Genomic DNA, 22,076 nt, shown 5'->3' with positions numbered 1-22,076 from the left:
GCTGCCGGGTGCTGCTGGGTCGTGCCGGGTCGTGCCGGTGGCCGTCAGGGGACGAGGATCGCCCGCCCCCGGACCAGGCCGTTGTCGAGGTCGTCGAGCGCGCGCTGGAAGTCCTCGAGCGGGTACTTCGTGGTGTGCAGGGTGACCGCGCCCTGGGCGGCGAGGACCATGAGCTCCTGCAGGTCGTTGTAGGAGCCGACGAGGTTGCCGATGAAGCTGATCTCGGTGGAGATGACGTCGATGGTCGCGACGTCGATGTTCTCCCCGTAGCCCACGACGAAGTAGCTGCCGGCCCGGCGCAGCATCGCCACGCCCTCCGCGGTCGCCCCGCCCTCGCCGACGAAGTCGACGACCGCCTCGGCGCCGTTGCCGCCGGTCAGCTCCAGCACCCGGTCGACGTGGCTGCCGTCGGCCAGGAAGGTCACGTCGGCACCGATCTCGCGCGCCAGGTCGAGCGCGGCCTGGTTGCGGTCGACGACCACCAGGGTCGCCGCCGAGATGGCCTTGAGCACCTGGATGCCGATGTGGCCGAGCCCGCCGGCGCCGATCATCACGCAGACGTCCCCGGGCCGCAGCGTGCGCGCCGCCTTCGCGACCGCGTGGTACGCCGTGAGGCCGGCATCCGCGAGCGCGGCCACGTCGGCGGGCTCCAGGGAGTCGTCGATGCGGACCACGCTGCGGGCGCTGGTGCGCAGCAGCTCGGCGTACCCGCCGTCGGTGTCGATGCCGGGGAACTGGCTGTTCTCGCAGTGCACGTCGTCGCCGAAGCGGCACGCGCGGCACAGCCCGCAGGTGATCAGCGGGTGCACGATGACCTTGTCGCCGACCGCGACGTTGGTGACCGCGTCGCCGACCGCGTGCACCCAGCCGGCGTTCTCGTGCCCGATCGTGTAGGGCAGCGTGACGCCGCTCTTGGCCTCCCACTGCCCCTCCAGGATGTGCAGGTCGGTGCGGCACACACCCGCGCCGCCGATGCGCACGATCACGTCGTACGGCGTGCGCAGCTCGGGCTCCGCGACGTCGGCGAGCTGGAGCTTGGTGTGGTAGCCGACCACCTGGACTGCCTTCATGACGCGCTCCTCGTGTTGGTGATCCTGGTGCCCAGGCCGTTCCCGTCGGCTCCCCCGTCGGGGCCGTCGGCGTACCGCGTGGCCAGCAGCCCGCGGCAGAAGTGGGCGTTGCCCTCGATGGAGATCCGCACCGAGGTCGCGAAGCGCAGCCGCATCGGGATCTCCTCGGGCGGCACCGGCACGCCCCGGTCGTCGACGAAGACCTGCGCGTCGGGGCCGGTCGCCAGGCCGATCGCCGCCCGGCGGCGCAGCAGCGCCTCCTTGGGGGCGCCCTCGGGCAGGTTGCGCAGGCGCAGCCGGTAGACGTCGGTGACCGCCATCCCGGTGTGGGTGAGCCGCTCCTCGACGCACCGCTCCATCGCCGCGGTGTGCGCCTTGCGCCGGAAGGTCAGCCGCAGCTCCTCGAGGCTGTCCTCGGCCTCGACCCCGAAGGTCCCGCGATAGCCGGCGTCGGCCGCGAGCCCGGCATTGATCTTGTCGGAGTCGTGGTGGTCGTCGAGCAGCACCCGCACCTGCCCGATGCCGGGGACGCCGCGCAGTGCGTCCACGGCATCGGAGGCCATCAGGTAGGCGAAGTTGGGCGAGCAGAACGACGTGGGCAGCCGCAGGTGGACGCTCACCCCGGCCTCGTCGATGTCGATCGAGCGGACGAAGCCGAGGTCGGTGACCGGCTCGTCCAGCTCGGGGTCCACGACGGTGCCCAGGGCCGCCAGGACGGCGGACTCCAGGGCACCGTCGACCCGCAGGGCGGCGGCGGTCATGACGACACGGCCTCCTGCGCGCCGGCCGCCACCTCGGCGTCCGGGTCCTCGGCGGAGGTCGGCAGGCGCAGCGCCTCCGGCACGTCGAGGTCGTAGAGCGCGGCCGCGTTGAGCCCGAGGATCTTCTTCTTCTGCTCGATCGTGATCGGGGCGTACTCGGTCATGTCCTCGGGGATCTGGAAGTCCACGAACCGCTCGATGAGCCACTTCGGGGTCCACAGCGCGTAGTCGCTGGCGAACACGATCTTGTCCTCGCCGAGCCAGTACAGGAGCTCGCCGATGATCTGGGCGAAGTACCGCGGCCGGGTGTGGATGAACGGGATCGCCACGGCGAGGCCGCCGAAGACGTTGGACTCCTGGGTGGCGATCCAGCAGAAGTCCTCCAGGCGGGGCAGGCCGACGTGCTCGACGATGAACTTCAAGTCGAGGTAGTCGGTGGCCACCTTGTCGACGTCGGCGACGTCGAAGGCGTCGCGGTCCAAGGGCCGGATCGTGGGGCCCTTGTGTACGTGGATGTTGGTGATCCCGAGCTTGATGCACTCCTCGAGGTAGCGCCTCGACCACGGGTCGTCGAGCTTGTAGCCGCGCGAGTCGCCGTGCCACTCCGCGGTGTAGAGCTTGACGCCCTTGAGCTGCATGCGGTCGGCGTCACGGCGCAGCTGCTCCAGGCCGGCCTCCTCGTTGCGAGGGTCGTAGGCGTGGTTGTAGGTGAGCAGGTCCGGGTGCTGCTGGGCCAGCGCGAAGGCGTCCTCTGTCTGGCCGAAGTTGTTGACGTAGAAGTCCCCCAGCAGCGTCGCCTGGAAGATCGCGTGGTCGGCGTACCCGTCCTCGAAGATGTCCTTCATCAGCCGCTCGGCGCCGTAGTAGGTGTAGGTGTCGTAGTCCCACACCTCCTCCTCCGGGCTGAGGTTGCGGTGGTAGTCGTAGAAGCAGTCGATGAACTGCTTGCCGTGCACGTTCTTGTGGTTCGACGCGCGTCCGTCCCAGAGGTGGATGTGCTCATCGACGATGTAGTAGTCCTGGCCGTCCTTGCTGAACATGGCTGTCACTTCTCCTGATCGGTCTGTGCGGCCTGTGTGGCCGGGTGGTCTGTGGGTGGTCTGTAGGAGTCCCGCCCGGGGCCACAGACCGGGGCCCCGGACGGGACGTGCAGGGCAGCGCTCAGCTGCTGGCGGTCAGGTCGAAGCCGATGTACTCCGCCGCGTCCTCGGGACTGGCGAAGAGCATCGTCTTGTCGTCGAGGTGGACCATCCGGCCGTAGTGGGTGGAGCTGATCTCCTCGAACACCGACCCGTCGAACTCGCTGCCGAGGGCGTCGGTCAGCTCGGCGTAGTCGAACTCGAGGAGCTTCACGCCGTCGACGCGGATCATCGAGGGGTACTCGGTCAACTCGACGTCGTCCTTGGCCCCCATCACCTCCGCGACCACCCGGCCGGTCGGGGTGTTCATCAGCGTCACCCCGCACTTGTTGGAGAACTCCGTGGCGGATCCGAATTGCATGGTCATTGGTCCAGCTCCTTCGGGATGTCCAGCCCGAGGTCCTCGAGCAGGGAGGCGAACTTCGAGGTGGCGTTGGCCAGGCTGGTCGCGAAGGTCACCGGCTTCTCGGCGGGCTGCGACCAGATCGGCTGGAGCGCCCGTGCCGCACCGAGGCAGCGCGGCACCCAGGTCTCGAGCCAGGAGCCGAACAGCTCCTTGTTGGCCGCACCGAAGGTCTCGTCCTGGGCGAGCATCCGGTACAGCGCCCGGGTGTAGCCCAGGTCGCGGTCGTAGTCGTGCTCACCGGTGCCGACGATCGTGGGCGTGATGTAGTCGCCGTTGCGCGCCGCCACCTGCATCACCAGCTCGGTGCGGAAGAGCGAGCCGACGAGCTGCTCGAAGACGATGTTGGTCGCGAACAGCAGCTCGCACCAGTCCCCCACCGCCGTCAGCTGCTCGACCACCTCGCGGGTCGGCTGCCACTCCGGGGCCGACTGCCACACCTCGCGGTGGGCCTGGCCGTCGAAGGGCCGCTCGGCCTCGGAGAGGTCGAGGTTGAACAGCGCGAGGTCCTGGGCGAAGCGCATCTTGTGCGCCGCGTTGACGGCCACCGCGGTGTTGATCATGTTCGTCGGGCCGGAGCGCTGGACGGCGGTGAAGACGTGCAGCGCGAGGCCGTTCTCGGCGTGCATCCAGGCCCCGACGTTGCGCTCGATGAACTTCAGCCACGAGGGGCTCCAGGAGTCATAGACGCGGGCCCGCTTGGCGTTGCGCAGGCACAGCTCGACCTGGTGGACCACCGCGGAGTTGTTGCGGTAGATCGACTGCTCCCACTCCTCGTTGGGGTCGAGGAAGGCGTGCCAGTTCGAGGACTGTGCCTTGGTCCACTCCTTCGGGTAGCCGCCGGGTCCGTCGGCGAAGCCGTAGATCCAGCCCTGGGAGAGGTGCCGCTCGGGGTCGGGCTGCACGTCGACCGTGACGTCCTCATACATCGTCGCGCGCAGCTTGGCGGGCTTGTAGTAGTTGTAGGCCCGGCTCTTCGAGCTCGGGAAGGTCAGGGCGCCGGCCTCGGAGTCGGTGAACTCGATCCGGGGGAAGCTGCGTTCCTTCTGGTCGCTGATGTCGGCCATGTCTGTCTCCGTTGGCTGGCTGGGATGAGTGCGGGGTCGGTGCTGCGCGGGCTGCTGGGACGGGACGGGCTCAGTCCGCCGTGGTGGGGCTGGTGAAGGAGTCGTGGAAGACCTGGTCCGCGGGCACGCCCTGGGCCTCGAGGAAGACCATCGCGGCGTCGACCATCGGCGGCGGGCCGCACAGGTAGACCTCGGTGCGGGCGAGCGCGTCCTCGCGGCGCTCGACGACCTCGGTGACGTTGCCGGGCTCGGCCACGAAGGGGTACGCCGCGGGGTCCTCGGGCATCGCCTCGGAGAGGCACACCACGAACTCGAAGTCGCGCAGCTTCTCCCCGAGGGTGGTGATCAGGTCGACGTAGAAGACGTCCTCGGCCCTCCGCGCCCCGTAGTAGAACCGCACCGGCCGGGTGCTCCCGGTCTCGTGCAGGTGGCGCAGCAGCGAGAGGATCGGCGCCATGCCGGCCCCGCCGCCGATGCACACCACCGGCAGCGCGTGGCCGTCCTTGAGGGTGAAGGAGCCGTAGGGACCGGTCAGGTCCAGCTCGTCGCCGACCGCGAGGCCGTCGTCGAGCAGCGCGGAGAACCGCCCGCCGGGGTACTTCTTGATGAGGAACTCCACCTCACCCGGCGTCGAGGTCGTGGTCGCCATCGAGAACGAGCGGTGCTCCTCGGTCCCGGGGACCGTCAGGTCGGCGTACTGCCCGGGCTTGAAGTCGTACGTCGCCGGCTCGATCGCGGTGAGCCGCAGGGACACGATGTCGCGGGTCACCGGCTCGATCGCGCTGATCCGGGTCCGCACCTGCTGGATGGGCACCCCGCCCAGGAGCTCGTCCTCGTCGAAGTTCAGCAGCTCGATGGTGCAGTCGCTGAACGCGTGGGCGCGGCACAGCAGCACGTAGCCCTCGTCGACCTCGGCGTCGTTGCAGGCGAACGTCGAGTAGCGCTCCATCTGGATCTCGCCGTCGAGGATGTAGGACTTGCACGCCGAGCACTGCCCCTCACGGCAGCCGTGCATGAGGTGGATGCCCTGGCGGAAGGCGGCGTCGAGGATCTTCTCGTCCTCACCGACCTCCATCTCGATGTCGACCGGCTCGAAGGTGATGCGGTGCTTGTCGGGCACGGGAGCTCCTGGTGTGCGCGGTGGTCTGCACGGGTGGTCCGGAGGTCGAGCTCGTCGGGTCTCGACGCGCTCGACCTCCGGGGCCGCTCAGGTGACGGCGTGGGTGCCGTTGCGGCGGTACTCGGCGAGGTGCGCCTCGCGCTCGGCGTCGCTCATCTGGTTCAGCAGCACGTTGGGGCTCTGGAACTGGATGCCGCGGACGTCGTCGAGGGTCCACATCTTCTTGGGGTCGTCGAGGTCCAGGTGCGGCTGCGGGATGAGGGTCCGGCCGTCGTCACGCACGTAGCCCAGGTCGGAGATGATGTCCGCCAGGTCCTTGTCGTGGTGCAGCGTCTCCCACTCGCGGAACCCGGTGAGCCGGCCCATGTTGGGCGTCGGACGGCCCTCGTACTCGGGACGGAACGCCACCGCGTCGGTCCAGTAGCAGGTCTCCGAGCAGTACGTGCGCCACTGGTCGTCGACCTTCTCGGTCACCATGTCCTCGTGGATGAGGGCCGGCACCATGCAGGTCCAGCAGCGGTGCGGGTAGGTGTAGCCGACGTCCTCGAAGGCGATCGGCTTGTTGCGGCCCGGGTAGGCGAGCCGGTTGTAGGCCTCCCACCAGCGGCCGTACTTGGAGTACCAGCCGGGGTACTTCTCCTCGAACCACTCGAAGTCGGTGTCGGTCATCGCGTCGATGCGCCAGTAGTTCACCGGCCAGCCGGTCGCGAAGAACCGCGCCACCTCGTGCACGTAGCCCTTGTTGACGATCCGGTTCCAGGCCTCCTCGACCAGGTCGTGCGGGATCGTGAGGCCGTACTTCTCCAGCGGGAGCAGGTAGCTGCGGTAGTAGTCGTCGTAGATCCAGCGCCGCCACATCTCCGCGTAGCTCTCGCGGTCCTTGCGGCGGTCCTTGGTGCCGTACTCGATGAAGGTGCCGATCGCGGCGTCCACCACGCAGTGGTTGTTCCACCACGCGTAGCGCAGGTCGCGCTCGAGCAGCGGGCGGTTGCGCTCGTCGGCCAGCGCCATCAGCAGGATCGAGTAGCCGTTGGAGATGTGGCGTGACTCATCGGACTGCACCGAGTGGAACACCGTCGGCAGGAGGTAGTCGCCGTTGGCCGCGGCCTCGTCGGGCATCGCGACGAAGAGGGTGTTGGTGAACGCGGTCTCGGCGACGACCGTGAGGTAGACGTTGGCCGCGGTGATGGCGTCGCCGGTGATGAACCCCTCGCCGAACTGGCGACCGATCGTGCCGGCGTAGTTGTTGGCGAACGCCTTCTCGGTCATGTCGAACCCGGCGGGGTCGATGTAGTTGTTCATGTACAGCTTCTTGAGGTTCATCTGGATCGTGGAGTGCCGGACCTCATCGATCATCTGCACCGCGAGACCGTTGTGGATCTCGGGGTTGGGCACCGCGTCGATGGCCATCGGCATCGCCCGGGCCGCGGAGATCTCCGGGAACGGGATGATCGAGAGGAACAGCTTCTGCCACTCCAGCCAGCGCTGCTGGACCTGGCGGAACATGTTGCCGCGGATGGCGCCGTCCATCGCGCCGTACACCCGGTTGTCCTTCTCCTCCTCCATCGGGAAGTAGGAGCGCATGATCTGCTTGAGCGGGTCCTTCTTGGGGGCCTTCTCGAAGGTGTAGTCGGTGCCGAAGCGGGTGGCCGGGGTGGCGAAGGTCGGCTCCCAGGTCAGCTCGCTGATCTTCGCGTGCGCCTTGGTCAGGCTCTGTCTGCTCATGGTGCCTCCTAGGTCGGGGCGGGAGTGCACTGATGAAACAGGCCCGCAACCTGGGTATCTGTCTCATTGTGAGACGTAGGTCACATGAGGGCGCACTAACGTACGAAACGTGATTCCCGTCCGCCCGTCGATCCGCATCTCGTGGCAGCGCTCGCGCGCCTCCCACGTCGACGCCGACCGCCCACAACCGGCGTACGTCGACCAAGGCGACCCCGAGTCGGTGCTCCTGCGCGCGGCCCGCCCGGTTCTGGCGACGCTGTCCAGCGAGCTCGCCGACGAGCCGGCCTGCCTGATCCTCACCGACCCCCACGGCGTGGTCCTGGACCGCAGCGGGGGCGCCCCGGCCCTGCTCAGCGCGCTGGACTCGGTGCTGCTCGCCCCCGGGTTCCGCTACGCCGAGGCCGAGGTCGGCACCAACGGCATCGGCACCGCGCTGGAGACCGGCGGCGCGATCCTCGTCGACGGCGACGAGCACTACACCGGCCTGCTGCGGCCGTTCTCGTGCGCGGGCGTGCCGATCACCCACCCGGTGACCGGGCGGACCCTGGGCGTCATCGACATCACCACCAAGGCGGAGAACTCCAACTCGCTGCTGCTGTCGTTCGCCAAGCTGACCGCACGACGCATCCAGGAGCGGATCCTGGAGGAGGCCAACGCGCTCGACGGTGCGCTGCTCAACCGCTACTACGCGGCGTGCCGGCACTCCGGCGGACCCGTGGTCGCGGTGGGCGAGAAGATCTTCATGATGAACGCCCTGGCGCAGCAGAACTTCGACGCGGGCGACCAGGCCGCCCTGCTCGCCCAGACCCGGGAGACCATCGGGCGCGCGGACCCGTGCACGATCCTCGCCGACCTGCCCAGCGGGATCACCGCGCGCCTGGCCTACCAGCCGGCGTACGTCGGGGACGCGCTCGCCGGCGGCATCGTGCAGATCCGCGAGCAGCGCACACCGCGGACGATCGGGGCACGCACCCCCGGCCTGCCCGGGGTGGCCGGCACCGGCCTGGCCTGGCGCCACGTCTGCCGCGAGGTCCTGGACGCCGTGACCCGCTCCGAATGGGTGGTGCTCGAGGGCGAGAGCGGCGTCGGCAAGCTGGCCCTGCTCACCGCCACCCACGACTACGCGGCCCGCCAGCGACACCTGAGCGTGATCGACGCCGACCACGACGACGCCGACCCCGTCGAGCGGGCGGCCGCCGCGCTCGAGGGCGGCGACGACGTGGTCCTCCACCATGCCCACCGACTGTCCCCCGAGCAGCTCGACGCGCTCACCGAGGTGCTCCAGCGCATCCAGGACAGCTCGGTGGCCCGGGACCCGTGGGTCGCCCTGACCACGTCCGAGGAGCACACGGAGGGCGAGGTGCGCCTGCACCTGCTGCACTTCTTCCCCCGCACCGTCGCGGTGCCGCCGCTGCGCCACCACCTCGAGGACGTGCCGGCGCTGGTGCGCCTGCTGCTCGACCGGGCCGGGGCCACCGACCTGCGGGTCGCCAAACCGGCGATGAACCAGCTGATGCGCCACCCGTGGCCGGGCAACATCGCCCAGCTGCGCCACACGCTCCTGACTCTCGCGCGCACCCGTCGCTCCGGGGTCGTCGAGCTCGAGGACCTGCCGGCGGAGTGCCGGGCCACCACGCGGCGCAGCCTGTCGCGGATGGAGACCCTGGAGCGCGACGCGATCATCGAGGCCCTCGACCTCCACGGCGGCGACAAGGCGGCCGCCTCGGAGTCGCTGGGCATGTCCCGCGCGACGATCTATCGCAAGATCCGCGACTACGGCATCCTCACCTGAGCCGCGACCGGCGCGTGCGCCCCGCCTCCGCCGCCAGCATCGCCGGCGGCAGGGCGAGGCGCTGGCGGGAGTCCAGGCCGGCGACGCAGCGGCGCACCTGGTCGGGGCGCCAGGCCGGGGCCGGCATGGTCGCGAGCGGGCGGCGCGTCATCCAGGTGAAGGTCATCGAGTAGCGGTCGCGCGCCACCGGGGGCGCGGCCCGGTGGAAGATCCGCGCGGTGTCGGGCATCCCCGCTGTCCACTGCGGGCCGGTCACCCGCCGCCAGATCGAGGGCGCGACCACCTCGGCGAACCGGTCGTCGCTCACGAACCCGCCGACGTAGCGCAGCTCGCGCGCGGCCGCCTCGGAGGTACGCCGCGGGATGTAGGTGAACGGGCCGCCGTCGTCGTCCACGTCGTTGAGCCAGACCAGCATCTTCACCATCCGCATGTCCTCGATGTCACGGTGCCACTGCCGGGTGTCCACCGTGCGCCCGTCGGCGACCTCGCGGTGCACGAGAGGGCCGAAGTAGCGCACCGGCACGCCGAGGTGGTTCTCGACCAGGTCCAGCACCTCCGGGCGCAGGCCCCACTGCCACAACCGGATGTCCTCGAGGGTCTCATCGCGCCCGAGCAGCACCGAGTGCCTCCCCCGCGCCGACTGGTCGGCGAGCAGACCGGCGAGCTGGAGCAGCAGTGCCTTGAGCTCCTCGGTCCCCGGCAGGCCGAGATGGTCCCAGCGGGCGCCGACGAAGCCGTGCTCCTGCAGCAGCCGCACCTGGGCGCGCTGGGCGGGCGCGAGCTCGGGAAGCAGCGGGCGGTGCCGCTCGACCGCGGCCGCCCGGCGCGCGTCGGCGTACCAGCTCGCGGGCGGGAACCGGTGGACGACCTCGCGCTTGGCACGGTTGCCGAGTCGGGTCAGGGTGGGGTTCATGCGGACTCCTGGTCGTTCCGGTTCGGCGCACCGAGAAGCGACTCGAATCCGAGGGCAAGAGCCGAAACTCCATCGCAGCTTGCGTGCGCCGCGCGACCACGACCGCACGGCATCATCGATTCGCGGTATCGCCACCACCGATCACCGGCGACCGGACTAGTCAGGTGACCTCAGGTCCGCTCACGGCGTGGTGCGGACCACGTGCAGCTTGGCGCGCTCGCGCAGCTCGAACCCCTGACGGCCCTCGAAGTAGTCGTCCACGGCGCGCCGGCAGCCCGACCAGTTGTAGTAGTCGTCGATCACCAGCCGACCGCCGACCGAGAGCCGGGGTGCGATCCGCTCCAGGCAGACCATGGTCGAGTCGTACCAGTCGCCGTCGAGGTGCGCGAACGCGACCGGGCCCTGCGGATGGACGGTGTCCTCGAACAGCCCCTTGACCAGCTCGACCGCGTGCTCCTCCACCGTGACACCCAGGCGGGCGAAGGACTCGCGGACCTCCGCGTGCAGGTCCTCGCGGTAGCCGTAGTAGACCTCCCCGTCGAGGCCGCGGGCCTCGCCGGCGGCGATCGTGCGGTAGCGGTCGTGGACGTCCTCGCCGTCCTGCTCGCCCGGCGCCGGGATGGTGTCGAAGACGTCGTAGACGACCAGCGGGCGCTGTGCGGCCTTGGCCGCGGCGATCACGATCGCGGAGCCACCGCGAGCGGTCCCGGCCTCGATCATGATCCCGGGCACGCCGGCCAGCTCAAGGTCGCTCACCACCGTCGCGAGGTTGCGCAGGTGGTGCTCGCCGAGGAAGGAGAGCCGCTCCGCGACGACCTGCTCGATCGTCCGCTCCACCGTCGCGGGGAGGTCGTGGCGGGCCTCGCTCAGCCCGCTGCGCACGCGGCGCACCTCGGACTCGGCCGTCTTGAGCCGGCGTCGGAGCCGACGCACCCGGCGCTGCAGGTCCTCGACGGTGTCGGGTCCCTCGACGAGGGTCGCCCCGCTCTCCCCCTCGTTGCCAGCCTCGCTCATCCTCGTCCCCCGATCGTGATGCCCGCCACATCGGCCGACTCGCGGTCACCCTAGAGGCCGATCAGGTCCCCGGGGCGAGAGCCACGCCGTGCGGCCGACGCAGCGACGTGGCGGCCCGTCGTACGTCGCCGGTCAACGCGTCCAGCGCCGCGCTCTCCAGGCGCCAGCGCTGCCAGTGCAGCCCCACGTCGACCGGCGCCGGACCGGGCAGCCGCACCAGCTCGCCTGCGGCGACGGCCGGCGCGAGCTGGGGCTCGGGCAGCATGCCCCAGCCGAGACCGCACCGGATCGCCTCGAGGAAGTCCGCCGTGCTCGGCACCCGGTGCACCACGGCCGGCCGCGCCGACCCGCGACCCTCGAGGACCTGGTCTTGGAGCCGGTCCCGCTCGTTGAAGACCACCAGCGGCATCCCCCCCCAGTCGACCCCGCGGCCGCGGCGATGACGCTCCAGCAGCCACGGCGCGCTCGCCGCCCGGTAGCGCAGCAGGCCGAGCGGCTCGACCGAGCAGCCCTGCACCGGCCGCGGCTCACTGGTCACCGCCGCGAGCACCTCGCCGCGACGCAGCAGGTCGTGGGAGAAGCTCTCGTCCTCGACGTGCAGGCGCAGCGCGGTGGCGGCGCGCCCGGCGCCCGCCGCCAGCACCGGGCGGAACCAGGTGGCGAGGGAGTCGGCGTTCACCGCCACCGACAGCTCAAGCACCTCCTCGGCGCCGGGGTCCCCGCCGAGCGCCACGGCCGCCTCCGCCGCGAGCAGCCGCAGCTGGCGGCCCAGACGCACGAGCGGCTCGCCGGCGGGCACCACGGTGACCGGCGAGGTGCGTCGCACCAACACCTGTCCCGCGGCGCGCTCCAGGGCGCGCACCCGCTGGCTGACCGCACTGGGCGTGAGGTGCAGTCGGCGGGCCGCCCCCTCGAAGGACCCCTCCTCGAGGATGACGGTCAGGGTCTCGAGCTGAGCCGGGTCGAAGCGCATGGCCCCAGTCAACACCGAGTGAAGCGCAGCTTCAGGTGCTGAAGGATCATTCGCTGGTCTTCACCGGGCGGCGACCCTACGGTCGACCCGTGCTCGACACCGCCCTCGCCGGGTTCCTGACCGGCGGCTCCCTCATCGTCGCCATCGGCGCCCAGAACGCCTACGTGCTCCGCCAGGGGCTGCTGCGCCACCACGTCGGCGCGGTGGTGACCGTCTGCGCGGTCTCCGACGCCGTCCTGATCACCGCAGGGGTCGGCGGCATCGGCGCCGTCATCGACCACGCCGGGTGGGTGATCGACGTCGTCCGCTGGCTCGGCGTCGCCTTCCTGCTCGCCTACGCCGTCGCCTCGCTGCGCCGAGCACTCCGCCCCGGGTCGCTGCATGCCGGCGGCCTCGCCGCGGCGCGCGCGGAGTCCCGCCGCACGGTCGTCGCCCGGGCCGTGGCGCTGACCTGGCTCAACCCGCACGTCTACCTCGACACCGTGCTGCTGATCGGCTCGATCGCGGCGACCCACGCCACGGCCGGCGGCGGGCTGGACGGGCGCTGGTGGTTCGCGATCGGGGCCATCACCGCCAGCCTGGCCTGGTTCAGCGGCCTCGGATACGGCGCGCGCGTGCTGGCGCCCCTGCTCTCCCGGCCCCGGGCCTGGCAGGTGCTGGAGGTGCTCATCGCGGCCACGATGATCCTCATCGCCGCGAGCCTGGCCCTCGGCTGAGCCGGCCGCCCGGGGCCCGCCCGGGACTGTCGGTGCCGGGTCCGACAATGGGGCCATGGCTGCGCGACCCGAGGTTCCGAAGGAGTGGGTGCGGCGCATCGACGCCGTCCTGTCCGCGCTCCCCCAGTGCGCGTCCGAGCCTGCCTGGGTCGGGGTGCGCTGGCGGGTCGGCTCCGCGACCGTGGCGCACGTCTTCGGGGGCGAGGACGGGCTGTTCCGCATCACCTTCCGCGCCGAGCCCGACGAGGTGATGGCCTTCGAGCACCTGGGCCCGCCGTACTTCCGCGTGGGCTACGGCGCCGACGTCGTCGGCCTGCTGCTCGATGACGACACCAACTGGCAGGAGCTGGCCGAGCTGCTCACCGAGTCCTACTGCCTGCGCGCCCCCGCGCACCTGGCGGCCCAGGTGGACCGGCCGCCGGCTCAGGGCGGCTAGCCGATCCGCGCCCGCAGCACCTGCCCGCCGCGCGCGGCGAGGGCGTCGGCGGGGACCCAGGTCGGGGCCGTGCAGACGAACAGGTCGCGGCCGTCGGCCCCGCCCAGCGCCACGGCGTACGGCGTGGGGACGGCGAGCACCTCGCGCAGCCGGCCGTCGGCGAGGTCGACGCGCAGCACCTGGTCGGTGAACGGCGAGGCGACCCACACGGACTCCTCGTCGAGGGCGATGCCGTCCGGCAGGACACCGGGATCCAGCTCGGCGAGCACCTGGCGATCGGCGAGCGAGCCGTCCGCCTCGACGCGGAACCGGGTGAGCCGGCCCGGCGTCGCCCGGGTCTCGGCGACCACGAGCGTGCCGCCGTCGGTGGTGGTCGCGATGCCGTTGGCGAACAGCATGCCGTCGGCCGCGGGGCGCACCTCGCCCTCGGGCGACACCAGCGCGAGCACGGCCGGCTTCGGCGGCGCCGGCGGCGCGCTGTCGTCGCCGTAGTTGCCGACATAGGCGCGCCCGTCCGGGGTGACGTGCATGTCGTTGAGCTGCGCGGTCGCGAGGTGGGAGAGGTCGGCGTGCACGACGAGACTGCCGTCGTGCTCGCGGCGCAGCACCTGGCGCCGATCGCCGGCCGCGACGAGCAGCCGGCCGTCGGGGAGGAAGCCGGTGCCGGCCGGGTGGCCCTCGACCTCGCAGACCACCTCGGCGCCCTCGGTGCCGGGGGCCCAGCGCTGCACCTGGCCGGCCGCCACGTCGGTGAGCCACAGCGCCCCGTCGTACCACCGCGGGCACTCGGGGAAGGCCAGGCCGGACAGGACGACGTCGAAGGGTGCGCTCACGCGGCGCAGCCTAGTGACGCGGTTCGCCCGGCGTCAGCCGCCGTCCCAGCAGGTCAGGAGCCCAGCGGCTCAGGCCAGCGCCAGGAAGAGCTTCTCCATCTTCTTGACGTCCACCCCGTCGAGGCCCTCGTCGCTGTCGGCGAGGCACTGCTGGAGACCGGTCGCCACGATGGCGTAGCCGGCGCGGGAGAGGGCCTTGTTGACCGCGGCGAGCTGGGTGAGCACCGACTCGCAGTCCGAGCCCTCCTCCATCATCCGGATGACGCTCGCGAGGTGACCGTTCGCGCGCTTCATGCGCGTGATGATCGCCTTGGTGTCGGTGGGGTCGAGGTCCATGCGGGTCTCCTTGAAGTCGTCGGGCAGCGCAGCACCCTGAACTGTACAACCCCCCTGGGGGTTCTGTTAGCGTGGCGATCAACCCCCCAGGGGGTTCATCGAGCAGGGCGGCCCGCCGCCCGGAAAGGACAGCCTCCATGCGTGAGATCACCATCGAGCAGCTCGCCACGGCCCTCGAGGAGGGCGCAGCCCTCGTCGACGTGCGCGAGGTCGCGGAGTACCGCGAGGGCCACGTCCCCGGCGCGGTGAACATCCCGATGGGCCGACTGACCGGGCTCCTGGACGAGCTCGACCGCAGCCGGCCGGTGTACGTCGTGTGCGCCTCGGGCAACCGCAGCAGCGCGATGACCGACGCCCTCACCAGCGCCGGCTTCGACGCCGTGAACGTCGCCGGCGGCACCAGCGCGTGGGCCCGGTCCGGGCGCATGCTGGAGAAGTGAGCACGATGAACCAGCGCGACACGATCCCCGGCCTGACCGTCCGCACCCTCGAGACCGCCTCGCTCGGCGACCGCAGCTATGTGGTCCACGACGGCGAGGTCGCCTTCGTGATCGACCCCCAGCGCGACATCGACAGGGTGCTGGAGATCCTCGCCGCCGACGGCGTGCGCCTGACCCACGTCTTCGAGACCCACCTCCACAACGACTACGTCACCGGTGGCCTCGCGCTGGCCCGCGCGACCGGCGCTGCCTACCTGGTCAACGCCGCCGACGAGGTGGCCTTCGAGCGCACCCCGATCAGCGACGGCGAGGTCGTCGAGGTGGGCCCGCGCATGCGGGTCCGTGCACTGGCCACCCCCGGGCACACCTTCACCCACCTCTCCTACGCCCTCTCCGCCGTGGACCCCGACGGGGCCGACGCCCCCGACGGCCGGGAGCAGGCCTACGCCGTGTTCACCGGGGGCTCGCTGCTCTACGGCGCGACCGGACGCCCGGACCTGCTGGGCGCCGAGCACACCGACACCCTGGTGCGCCACCAGCACGCCTCGGCGCGCCGGCTCGCCGAGCAGCTGCCCGACGAGGCCGAGGTCTTCCCCACCCACGGGTTCGGCTCGTTCTGCTCCGCCACCCAGTCCGACGCCACCTCCTCGACGATCGGTGCGGAGAAGCGCACCAACCCGGTGCTCACCGAGGACGAGGAGACCTACGTCCGCGAGCTCCTCGCCGGCCTCGGCCCCTGGCCGGCGTACTACGCCCACATGGGCCCGGCCAACGCCGCCGGACCCGGCGCTCCCGATCTCTCGCCGGTGCAGCAGGCCGACGCCGAGGAGCTGCGCCGCCGCCTCGAGGCCGGGGAGTGGGTCGTCGACCTGCGCCACCGCACGGCGTTCGCGGCCGGGCACGTGCCGGGCACCCTCAACTTCGGCCTCGACGGGCCGTTCACGACCTACCTGGGCTGGCTCATCGAGTGGGGTGCCCCGATCACCCTGCTCGGCGAGACCCCCGCGGACGTCGCCGCCGCCCAGCGCGAGCTGGTCCGCATCGGCATCGAGCGTCCCGCGGCGCAGGCGACCGGCGGCCCCCGGGACTGGACCGACCGCGAGCTCGGCGCCTTCGCGACCGGCACTTTCGCCGACCTCGCCCAGGTCCGCCACCACCGGGCGGTGGTCGTGCTCGACGTGCGTCGTGCCGACGAGCACCGCAAGGCCGCCATCGACGGTGCGATCAACATCGCGATCCACGAGCTGCCCCGGCGCGTCGCCGAGGTGCCGGCCGGCGAGGTCTGGGTGCACTGCGCCGGCGGCTACCGCGCCGCCGTCGCCGCGTCCCTGCTCGCCGCCGCCGGGCGCACCCCGGTCGCGGTGGACGACATGTTCGACAACGCCGGCGCGGCCGGCCTCCCGCTCGTCGGTGCCACGGCCGGCCCCGGGGTGAGCGGCTGAGATGTCGTTGGTCCTCGCCGTCGCCGCCGGCGCGCTCATCGGCCTGTCCCTCGGGGCGCTCGGCGGCGGTGGGTCGATCCTCGCCGTACCGGTGCTGGTCTACCTGCTCGACCAGTCCCCCGCGCAGGCGACGACGGGCTCGCTGGTCGTCGTCGGCGTGACCTCGCTGGCCGGCGCCGTGACCGCCCACCGCGCCGGCAACGTCCTGCTGGGCCGCGGCGTGGTCTTCGGGCTGGTGGCCACCGTGGGCGCGGTGCTCGGCGCCCGGGCCTCGAGCCTGGTGGCGGAGGACGTGCTGCTCGCGGCCTTCGCCGCGCTGATGCTGCTCGTCGGCGGGATCATGGCCCGGCGCCGGCTGCACCACGGCCGGGCCGGCGGCACGCACGCCGCGCGCCCGGCCCTCGACGACCCGATCATCACCTTCCACCCGACCTTCGCCTGCGCCTGCCCGCGCGCGCTGAAGGTGCTCCTCACCGCCACGGTCGTCGGCGCACTCACCGGGTTCCTCGGCGTCGGCGGCGGGTTCCTCGTGGTGCCCGCGCTGCTGCTCGCCCTCGCCCTGCCGATGCGGTACGCCGCGGGCACCTCGCTGGTGGTCATCACCATCACCAGCGCCACCGCGCTCGTCGTACGCGCCGGCAGCGGCGTCAGCCCCGACTGGTCGCTGGTGCTGGTGCTCACCGTCGCCTCGGCGCTCGCCGGGGTGGTCGGCGCCCGGCTGGCCGCCCGGCTCGACACCGACCGCCTGCAGGCGGCGTTCACGGTGCTGGTGCTCGCGGTGGCGGTCTACACCGCCGCCCGGGCGCTGCCCGCGCTCCTCTGAGCGGCGGGGCGGGCCGGATGGTCCCGCGCAGGGTGACCTTCAGCCCTGCCCGGGCTCCGGGAGCCGGACGAGGGTCGTGGGACCACCCATCCCGGAGGAGACACCCATGCGCGCCGCCGTCGTCACCAGCTTCACCGAGCCGCTGCAGCTGCAGGACCGCCCGGTCCCCACGCCCGGAGACGGACAGGTCCTGGTCCGCCTCGAGACCAGCGGCCTGTGCCACACCGACATCCACGCTGCGCACGGCGACTGGCCGGTCAAGCCGAGCCCGCCGTTCGTCCCCGGTCACGAGGGCGTCGGCATCGTCGAGGCGACCGGGCCCGGGGTGACCGCCCACGCGGTCGGCGACCGGGTCGCGCTCCCCTGGCTGGGGCACGCCTGCGGGCACTGCGACCACTGCGTGAGCGGCTGGGAGACGCTCTGCGTGCACCAGCAGAACACCGGCTACTCCATCGACGGCAGCTTCGCCGAGTACGCCGTGGCCGACGCCGACTACGCCGTGCGCGTGCCCGACGGCGTCGACCCGTTCGACGCCGCCCCGCTGACGTGTGCCGGCGTGACGACGTACAAGGCGGTCAAGGTCGCCCACGTGCGGCCCGCCGAGAAGGTCGCGATCTTCGGCATCGGCGGGCTGGGCCACCTGGCGCTGCAGTACGCCCGACTGGTCGGCGGCGACGTGATCGCCGTCGACGTCTCCGAGGAGAAGCTGGCCCTGGCCCGCGACCTCGGCGCGGACCACACCGTGAACGCCGCCACCGAGGACCCGGTCGCCGCGATCGAGGCGCTGGGCGGCGCGGACGTCGCGATCGTGCTCGCGGTGATCCCGTCGGTCTTCGAGCAGGCCTTCGCCTCGCTGCGTCGCGGCGGTCGCCTGGTCTGCGTCGGGCTCCCGCCGGAGCAGGACGGCCCGATGAAGCTGCCGCTCTTCCCCACGGTGCTCAAGGGCATCAGCGTGATCGGCTCGATCGTCGGCACCCGTCAGGACCTCGCCGAGGTCTTCGACCTGCACGCCCTCGGCCGGACCCGGGTGATCGCCGAGACCCGCTCGCTGGAGGACATGAACAGCGCGATCGAGGAGGTGCTCGAGGGCCGCGCCCCCGCGCGCCTGGTCTTCCGGATGTGAGCGCCGGCGGGCGCCAAACCTGGAGCGACGCCCGAGTGCGCTCCCATTCGCTCCCATTCCAGAGAGGGTCACCATGTCCGTCGAGGTTCCCCAGGCCACCTTGAACACCGGCACCCAGATGCCGGTCCTCGGCTTCGGCGTCTTCCAGATCCCACCGCAGGAGACCGAGCAGGCGGTCACCGCGGCCCTGGCCGCCGGCTACCGCAGCATCGACACCGCCGCGGCGTACGACAACGAGGAGGCCGTCGGGCGTGCCCTCGCCTCCTCCGGGATCGCGCGCGAGGAGCTGTTCGTCACCACCAAGCTGTGGATCCAGGACGCCGGGGAGGAGTCGGCGGTCCGGGCCTTCGACGCCTCGTTGCAGCGCCTCGGTCTCGACTACCTCGACCTCTACCTGATCCACCAGCCCTTCGGCGACTACTACGGCGCCTGGCGCGCCATGCGCCGCCTCGTCGAGGACGGTGTGCTGAAGGCCGCGGGGGTCTCGAACTTCCACGCCGACCGGCTCGTGGACCTCGCCGAGCGCAGCGGCTTCGTGCCGGCGGTCAACCAGATCGAGACCCACCCGTACTACCAGCGTCAGGGCGCCCACGACGTCATGGTCGAGCGCGGCATCCAGCACGAGGCGTGGGGCGGGTTCGCCGAGGGGCGCAACGGCCTCTTCACCGACCCCGCGCTCACCGCGATCGGCGCCGCGCACGAGAAGTCCGTCGCCCAGGTCGTGCTGCGCTGGCTCTTCCAGCGCGACATCGTCTCGATCCCCAAGTCGACCAAGCCGGAGCGGATGGCCGAGAACATCGACATCTTCGACTTCGCGCTCACCGACGCGGAGATGGACCGCATCACCGGCCTGGACACCGGGAGCTCGCTGTTCTTCGACCACCGCGACCCCGCGATGGCCAGCAGGCTGGGCGGCGTCCGGATCCACGACTGAGCCCGTCGGTACGCCGCGAGGCCCGACGTACCCGCGTGCTCAGGCCTTGTCGGGCGGGAAGCCCCCGGTGGCGATCGGCCCCCACGTCGTCGGGGTGATCCGCAGCAGCGACTTGCCCTGGTCGAGCATCGCCTGGCGGTACTCGGCCCAGTCGGAGTGCTCACCGGCGATGTTGCGGAAGTACTCCACGAACGCGTCGAGCGCCTCCTCGCCGGCGGTGGCGTCGAGCACCTCGCAGGTGCCGCTGACCTGCACCCACGGGCCGTTCCAGTCCTCGGAGACCACCACGACGCTCACCTCGGGTCGGCGCCGGGCGTTGCGGGTCTTGGCGCGCTCGGGATAGCTGGAGATCACCAGCCGCCCGGAGTCGTCGACCCCGCCGGTGACCGGCGAGGCCTGCGGGCTGCCGTCGGCGCGCGTGGTGATCAGCAGCATCCGGTGCCGCGGGCGGACGAACTCGAGGAGCCCCTCGAGGTCGACGGACGTGGTGGTGGCGATCGTGCGGGCCATGGCGGTGACTCTCGATCCGTGGGAGACGGGCGGGCGCCCGGACGGTACCCCCTGCGCCGCGGGTCGAGCCCTCCCGCAATCTGGGGACGCTGCCGCGTCGGTGTTGCGGGCACCGCCGGCGTGGGACAGCCTGCGCACCATGTGGATGGAGGGGCGCTGGCCCCGGGCCCTCGTGTCACTGCTGCTCGCCGTCTCCGGCCTGCTCGCCGTCGCCGGCGCCCGGGAGCGGTGGTGGCCGGCGTGCCGACGCGGTGACTTCGACGCTCCTCGGTGCCTGGCCCGCCAAGGCGATCGCTTCGACTACATGGCGCTGCGCGAACCCTGGGTGCCGGTCGGCCACGCCGCCGAGCTCGCCGGGGCGTCGTACGCCGCGCTCGCGCTGGCGCTCGCCCTGCTCCCCTGGCTCCTGCTCCGCGGCCCGCGACGGCTCGTGGCGGCGGCGAGCGTGGTGCTGGGCGCGAGCCTGCTCCCGCTCGCCTGGCTCCTCTGGGCCTCCGGGCGTGCCGGGGAGGTGGTGGAGGTCCCGCTGCTGACGCCGCTGGTCGTCGGCGGGGTGCTGCTGGGACCGCTGGTCCTGGCCGCGGTCGTGGCGGCGTCGCTGGTGCCCGGCGCGCTGCGCCGCGGCCCCGCCTCACGGCTGCAGCAGCGGGCCCGTCTGCTGCTCGCGGTGCTGGTGGTGCTGTGCGGCCCGCTCGGCCAGGTCGCGGTGGGGCTCCTCATCGCGCCGGTCCTGCTGGGCTACGTCTCCCACGACACCACGCCCTGGACCGAGGCGGTCAACGGCGGCCTGCTCGTGCTCGCCGCCCTGGCCGCCTGGCCCGCCACCGGGCGCAGGCGCCGCCGTACGACCACGTCCGCGGCGACCGAGAGGGAGCCGAGCCTCCCGGTCGCCTGAGCAACCGGCGCAACCCCAGCAACCGGCGTCACATCGTCGCGCTGCGCGAACCCCCACGGGGGACCGTCCCTGCGTGCGACCATGACGCCGCATGGCCACGCGGGCCCAGACGTCCGCGACCGGTGGGGGCGGGGCCTGGACGGGGAGCGTGGACGTGGTGCGTGTGGTGAAGCCTGCCGTGCCGTCAGCCTCGACGCTGCACGCGCTCAGCCGCTTCACCTACGGCTGGACACCTGCCCTCGGCCAGGAGATCACGAAGGCCGGCGGGTTCGGCCGCTGGTTCGAGGCCCAGCTGGCGGCCGGCGCCGACGACTCCTTCACCCGCTCCTCGGCGGCCTGGTGGACCTCCGTCAACGCCTCCCCCGCCGTGCTGTGGCGCCGCCACGAGAGCGAGGTGGAGACGCTGTGGCAGGCCGACGCCAACTACCAGCGCTGGGTGCTCGCCCGCCGCATCCACTCCCCGCTGCAGGTGCGCGAGGTGATGACCGAGCTGTGGGAGCACCACTTCCACGTCACCAGCGAGGGGTCCGGGTCCGCGCTGTTCCGCGCCGACTACGGCAACCAGATCCGCGCCGGATCGCTCGGCCGCTTCGCCGACCTGCTGCACGCCGCGGTCACCCACCCCGCGCTGGGCGTCTACCTCGACAACGCCGCCTCCACCGCCAAGGCCCCGAACGAGAACCTCGGGCGCGAGCTGCTCGAGCTGCACACCGTCGGCGTCGGCGCCTACACCGAGGACGACGTCAAGGACTCGGCGCGGATCCTCACCGGCTACCGCGTCGACACCTGGAACACCTGGAAGGTCTCCTACGACCCCGCCTCGCACGCGGTCGGGCGGGTGCGGGTGCTCGGGTTCACCGACGCCAACGCCTCGAGCGACGGCCGGGCCACCACCCGGCGCTACCTGGACTACCTGGCCCGGCACCCGCGGACCGCCGAGACGGTCGCCCGCAAGCTCGCGACCCGCTTCGTCGCCGACGCCCCGCCCGCCGCGCTGGTACGCCGCCTGGCCGGGGTCTACCTGGCCCACGACACCGCGATCGTCCCGGTGCTGCGCGCGCTGCTGGCCTCCCCGGAGTTCACGGCGGCGCGCGGCACGAAGGTCCGCACCCCCTCCGACGACGTCGTCGCGACCTACCGCGCGCTCGGCGTCCGGATCGGCCGACCGCGGCACGAGAAGTCGACCGCCAACGAGATCCTGTGGCAGTGCGGTCGCCTCGGCAGCTACCCGTTCGCCTGGCCGCGGCCCGACGGTCTCCCCGACCAGGCCTCCGCGTGGGCCACCGCGCCGCGGTTCCTCGCGTCGCTCGACGTGCACTACTTGATGTGCGGCGCGTGGTGGCCGAACCGGGACGCGACGTACCGGACGCCTGCGTCGTGGCTGCCGGTCACCGCGAAACGACCCTCGGTCCGCTTCGACCACCTCGTCGACCACCTCGCGCGCACGCTGACCGGTCGCCCCGCGAGCAGCAAGGTGCAACGGGTCGCCCGTCAGGCGACGGGGTGCCGAGCGACGGAGCGGGTCTCGCGCACCCACCCGCTGGTGAAGTGGAACATGCACCGCCTGCTGACGGTCTTCCTCGACTCCCCGACCCACATGAGCAGGTGACG

23 protein-coding genes are annotated in these 22,076 nt (G+C 72.1%); 10 read left to right on the top strand and 13 right to left on the bottom strand.

Annotated elements, in window-relative coordinates; translation table 11 throughout:
- Positions 1-44 precede the first annotated feature (44 nt).
- The 7 genes from GFH29_RS05770 to GFH29_RS05740 form a co-directional block, all read right to left on the bottom strand.
- Entirely contained in the window at positions 45-1,070 is a 1,026-nt protein-coding gene (locus GFH29_RS05770) for an NAD(P)-dependent alcohol dehydrogenase (protein ID WP_153322457.1), read from the bottom strand.
- Positions 1,067-1,831, bottom strand: a complete 765-nt coding sequence (locus GFH29_RS05765; RefSeq protein WP_153322456.1) for an iron-sulfur cluster assembly protein — start codon at positions 1,829-1,831, stop codon at positions 1,067-1,069. The genes GFH29_RS05770 and GFH29_RS05765 overlap by 4 nt, the downstream gene beginning before the upstream one ends.
- The gene (locus GFH29_RS05760) at positions 1,828-2,871 is read right to left on the bottom strand and encodes an amidohydrolase family protein (RefSeq protein WP_153322455.1); all 1,044 of its coding nucleotides are present in this window, start codon (positions 2,869-2,871) and stop codon (positions 1,828-1,830) included. Before GFH29_RS05760 ends, GFH29_RS05765 begins: the two co-directional genes overlap by 4 nt.
- A 121-nt stretch (positions 2,872-2,992) precedes the next feature.
- Complete coding sequence (mimD, locus tag GFH29_RS05755) at positions 2,993-3,331, bottom strand: propane 2-monooxygenase effector subunit MimD (protein ID WP_228387786.1); 339 nt, start codon at positions 3,329-3,331, stop codon at positions 2,993-2,995.
- A 2-nt stretch (positions 3,332-3,333) separates the two neighbouring features.
- Entirely contained in the window at positions 3,334-4,440 is a 1,107-nt protein-coding gene (locus GFH29_RS05750; RefSeq protein ID WP_153322453.1) for an aromatic/alkene monooxygenase hydroxylase subunit beta, read from the bottom strand.
- 70 nt (positions 4,441-4,510) lie between these two features.
- Positions 4,511-5,560, bottom strand: coding sequence for an FAD-binding oxidoreductase (locus tag GFH29_RS05745; protein WP_153322452.1), 1,050 nt, complete (start codon positions 5,558-5,560; stop codon positions 4,511-4,513).
- An 87-nt stretch (positions 5,561-5,647) separates the two neighbouring features.
- Complete coding sequence (locus GFH29_RS05740; RefSeq protein WP_153322451.1) at positions 5,648-7,285, bottom strand: methane monooxygenase; 1,638 nt, start codon at positions 7,283-7,285, stop codon at positions 5,648-5,650.
- A 109-nt stretch (positions 7,286-7,394) separates the two neighbouring features.
- Between GFH29_RS05740 and GFH29_RS05735 the strand changes: the two genes are divergently transcribed.
- Positions 7,395-9,077 (top strand): sigma-54-dependent Fis family transcriptional regulator, encoded by a 1,683-nt coding sequence (locus GFH29_RS05735; protein WP_228387785.1) that lies wholly within the window; start codon positions 7,395-7,397, stop codon positions 9,075-9,077.
- Here GFH29_RS05735 and GFH29_RS05730 read toward each other — a convergent pair.
- From GFH29_RS05730 to GFH29_RS05720, 3 genes are all read right to left on the bottom strand, one after another.
- A complete protein-coding gene (locus tag GFH29_RS05730) occupies positions 9,070-9,990 on the bottom strand; it encodes a hypothetical protein (RefSeq protein ID WP_153322450.1) in 921 nt (306 codons plus the stop codon). The two genes, GFH29_RS05735 and GFH29_RS05730, sit on opposite strands and share 8 nt — an antisense overlap.
- Before the next feature lie 180 nt (positions 9,991-10,170).
- Positions 10,171-11,004: a TylF/MycF/NovP-related O-methyltransferase gene (locus GFH29_RS05725; RefSeq protein ID WP_153322449.1), complete on the bottom strand. Its 834-nt coding sequence runs from the start codon at positions 11,002-11,004 to the stop codon at positions 10,171-10,173.
- Positions 11,005-11,065: 61 nt separating this feature from the next.
- On the bottom strand, positions 11,066-11,977 hold the full coding sequence (locus GFH29_RS05720) for an ArgP/LysG family DNA-binding transcriptional regulator (protein ID WP_153322448.1): 912 nt from the start codon (positions 11,975-11,977) through the stop codon (positions 11,066-11,068).
- A gap of 89 nt (positions 11,978-12,066) precedes the next feature.
- On the opposite strand from GFH29_RS05720, the gene GFH29_RS05715 reads away from it, so the two are divergent.
- Both GFH29_RS05715 and GFH29_RS05710 read left to right on the top strand, forming a co-directional pair.
- Entirely contained in the window at positions 12,067-12,693 is a 627-nt protein-coding gene (locus tag GFH29_RS05715; protein WP_153322447.1) for a LysE/ArgO family amino acid transporter, read from the top strand.
- 55 nt (positions 12,694-12,748) lie between these two features.
- Complete coding sequence (locus GFH29_RS05710) at positions 12,749-13,129, top strand: MmcQ/YjbR family DNA-binding protein (protein WP_153322446.1); 381 nt, start codon at positions 12,749-12,751, stop codon at positions 13,127-13,129.
- Here GFH29_RS05710 and GFH29_RS05705 read toward each other — a convergent pair.
- Positions 13,126-13,962 (bottom strand): SMP-30/gluconolactonase/LRE family protein, encoded by an 837-nt coding sequence (locus GFH29_RS05705; RefSeq protein WP_153322445.1) that lies wholly within the window; start codon positions 13,960-13,962, stop codon positions 13,126-13,128. The genes GFH29_RS05710 and GFH29_RS05705 overlap by 4 nt on opposite strands.
- Positions 13,963-14,031: 69 nt before the next feature.
- A complete protein-coding gene (locus tag GFH29_RS05700; RefSeq protein WP_153322444.1) occupies positions 14,032-14,298 on the bottom strand; it encodes a metal-sensitive transcriptional regulator in 267 nt (88 codons plus the stop codon).
- Between the two features lie 137 nt (positions 14,299-14,435).
- Here GFH29_RS05700 and GFH29_RS05695 point away from each other — a divergent pair, with 137 nt between their 5' ends.
- From GFH29_RS05695 to GFH29_RS05675, 5 genes are all read left to right on the top strand, one after another.
- Positions 14,436-14,738, top strand: coding sequence for a rhodanese-like domain-containing protein (locus GFH29_RS05695; RefSeq protein WP_153322443.1), 303 nt, complete (start codon positions 14,436-14,438; stop codon positions 14,736-14,738).
- 5 nt (positions 14,739-14,743) lie between these two features.
- Positions 14,744-16,180, top strand: a complete 1,437-nt coding sequence (locus GFH29_RS05690) for an MBL fold metallo-hydrolase (RefSeq protein WP_153325650.1) — start codon at positions 14,744-14,746, stop codon at positions 16,178-16,180.
- A gap of 1 nt (position 16,181) precedes the next feature.
- Positions 16,182-17,003 (top strand): sulfite exporter TauE/SafE family protein, encoded by an 822-nt coding sequence (locus GFH29_RS05685; RefSeq protein WP_153322442.1) that lies wholly within the window; start codon positions 16,182-16,184, stop codon positions 17,001-17,003.
- Positions 17,004-17,109: 106 nt separating this feature from the next.
- Positions 17,110-18,126, top strand: coding sequence for an alcohol dehydrogenase AdhP (gene adhP / locus GFH29_RS05680; RefSeq protein ID WP_153322441.1), 1,017 nt, complete (start codon positions 17,110-17,112; stop codon positions 18,124-18,126).
- Positions 18,127-18,199: 73 nt separating this feature from the next.
- A complete protein-coding gene (locus tag GFH29_RS05675; protein WP_153322440.1) occupies positions 18,200-19,060 on the top strand; it encodes an aldo/keto reductase in 861 nt (286 codons plus the stop codon).
- 39 nt (positions 19,061-19,099) lie between these two features.
- Here the strand turns inward: GFH29_RS05675 and GFH29_RS05670 are convergent, their stop codons facing one another.
- The gene (locus GFH29_RS05670; RefSeq protein ID WP_153322439.1) at positions 19,100-19,570 is read right to left on the bottom strand and encodes a PPOX class F420-dependent oxidoreductase; all 471 of its coding nucleotides are present in this window, start codon (positions 19,568-19,570) and stop codon (positions 19,100-19,102) included.
- A 100-nt stretch (positions 19,571-19,670) separates the two neighbouring features.
- Here GFH29_RS05670 and GFH29_RS05665 point away from each other — a divergent pair, with 100 nt between their 5' ends.
- Together GFH29_RS05665 and GFH29_RS05660 are read left to right on the top strand one after the other, a co-directional pair.
- The gene (locus GFH29_RS05665) at positions 19,671-20,465 is read left to right on the top strand and encodes a hypothetical protein (protein WP_153337582.1); all 795 of its coding nucleotides are present in this window, start codon (positions 19,671-19,673) and stop codon (positions 20,463-20,465) included.
- Between the two features lie 178 nt (positions 20,466-20,643).
- Positions 20,644-22,074, top strand: a complete 1,431-nt coding sequence (locus tag GFH29_RS05660) for a DUF1800 domain-containing protein (RefSeq protein WP_194289017.1) — start codon at positions 20,644-20,646, stop codon at positions 22,072-22,074.
- Positions 22,075-22,076: the final 2 nt, after the last annotated feature.

The sequence above is a fragment of the Nocardioides sp. dk884 genome (assembly GCF_009557055.1).
GTDB lineage: Bacteria > Actinomycetota > Actinomycetes > Propionibacteriales > Nocardioidaceae > Nocardioides.
The sequence above is the reverse complement of the archived record's forward strand: the minus strand, read 5'-3'. Positions and strand labels throughout refer to the sequence as shown.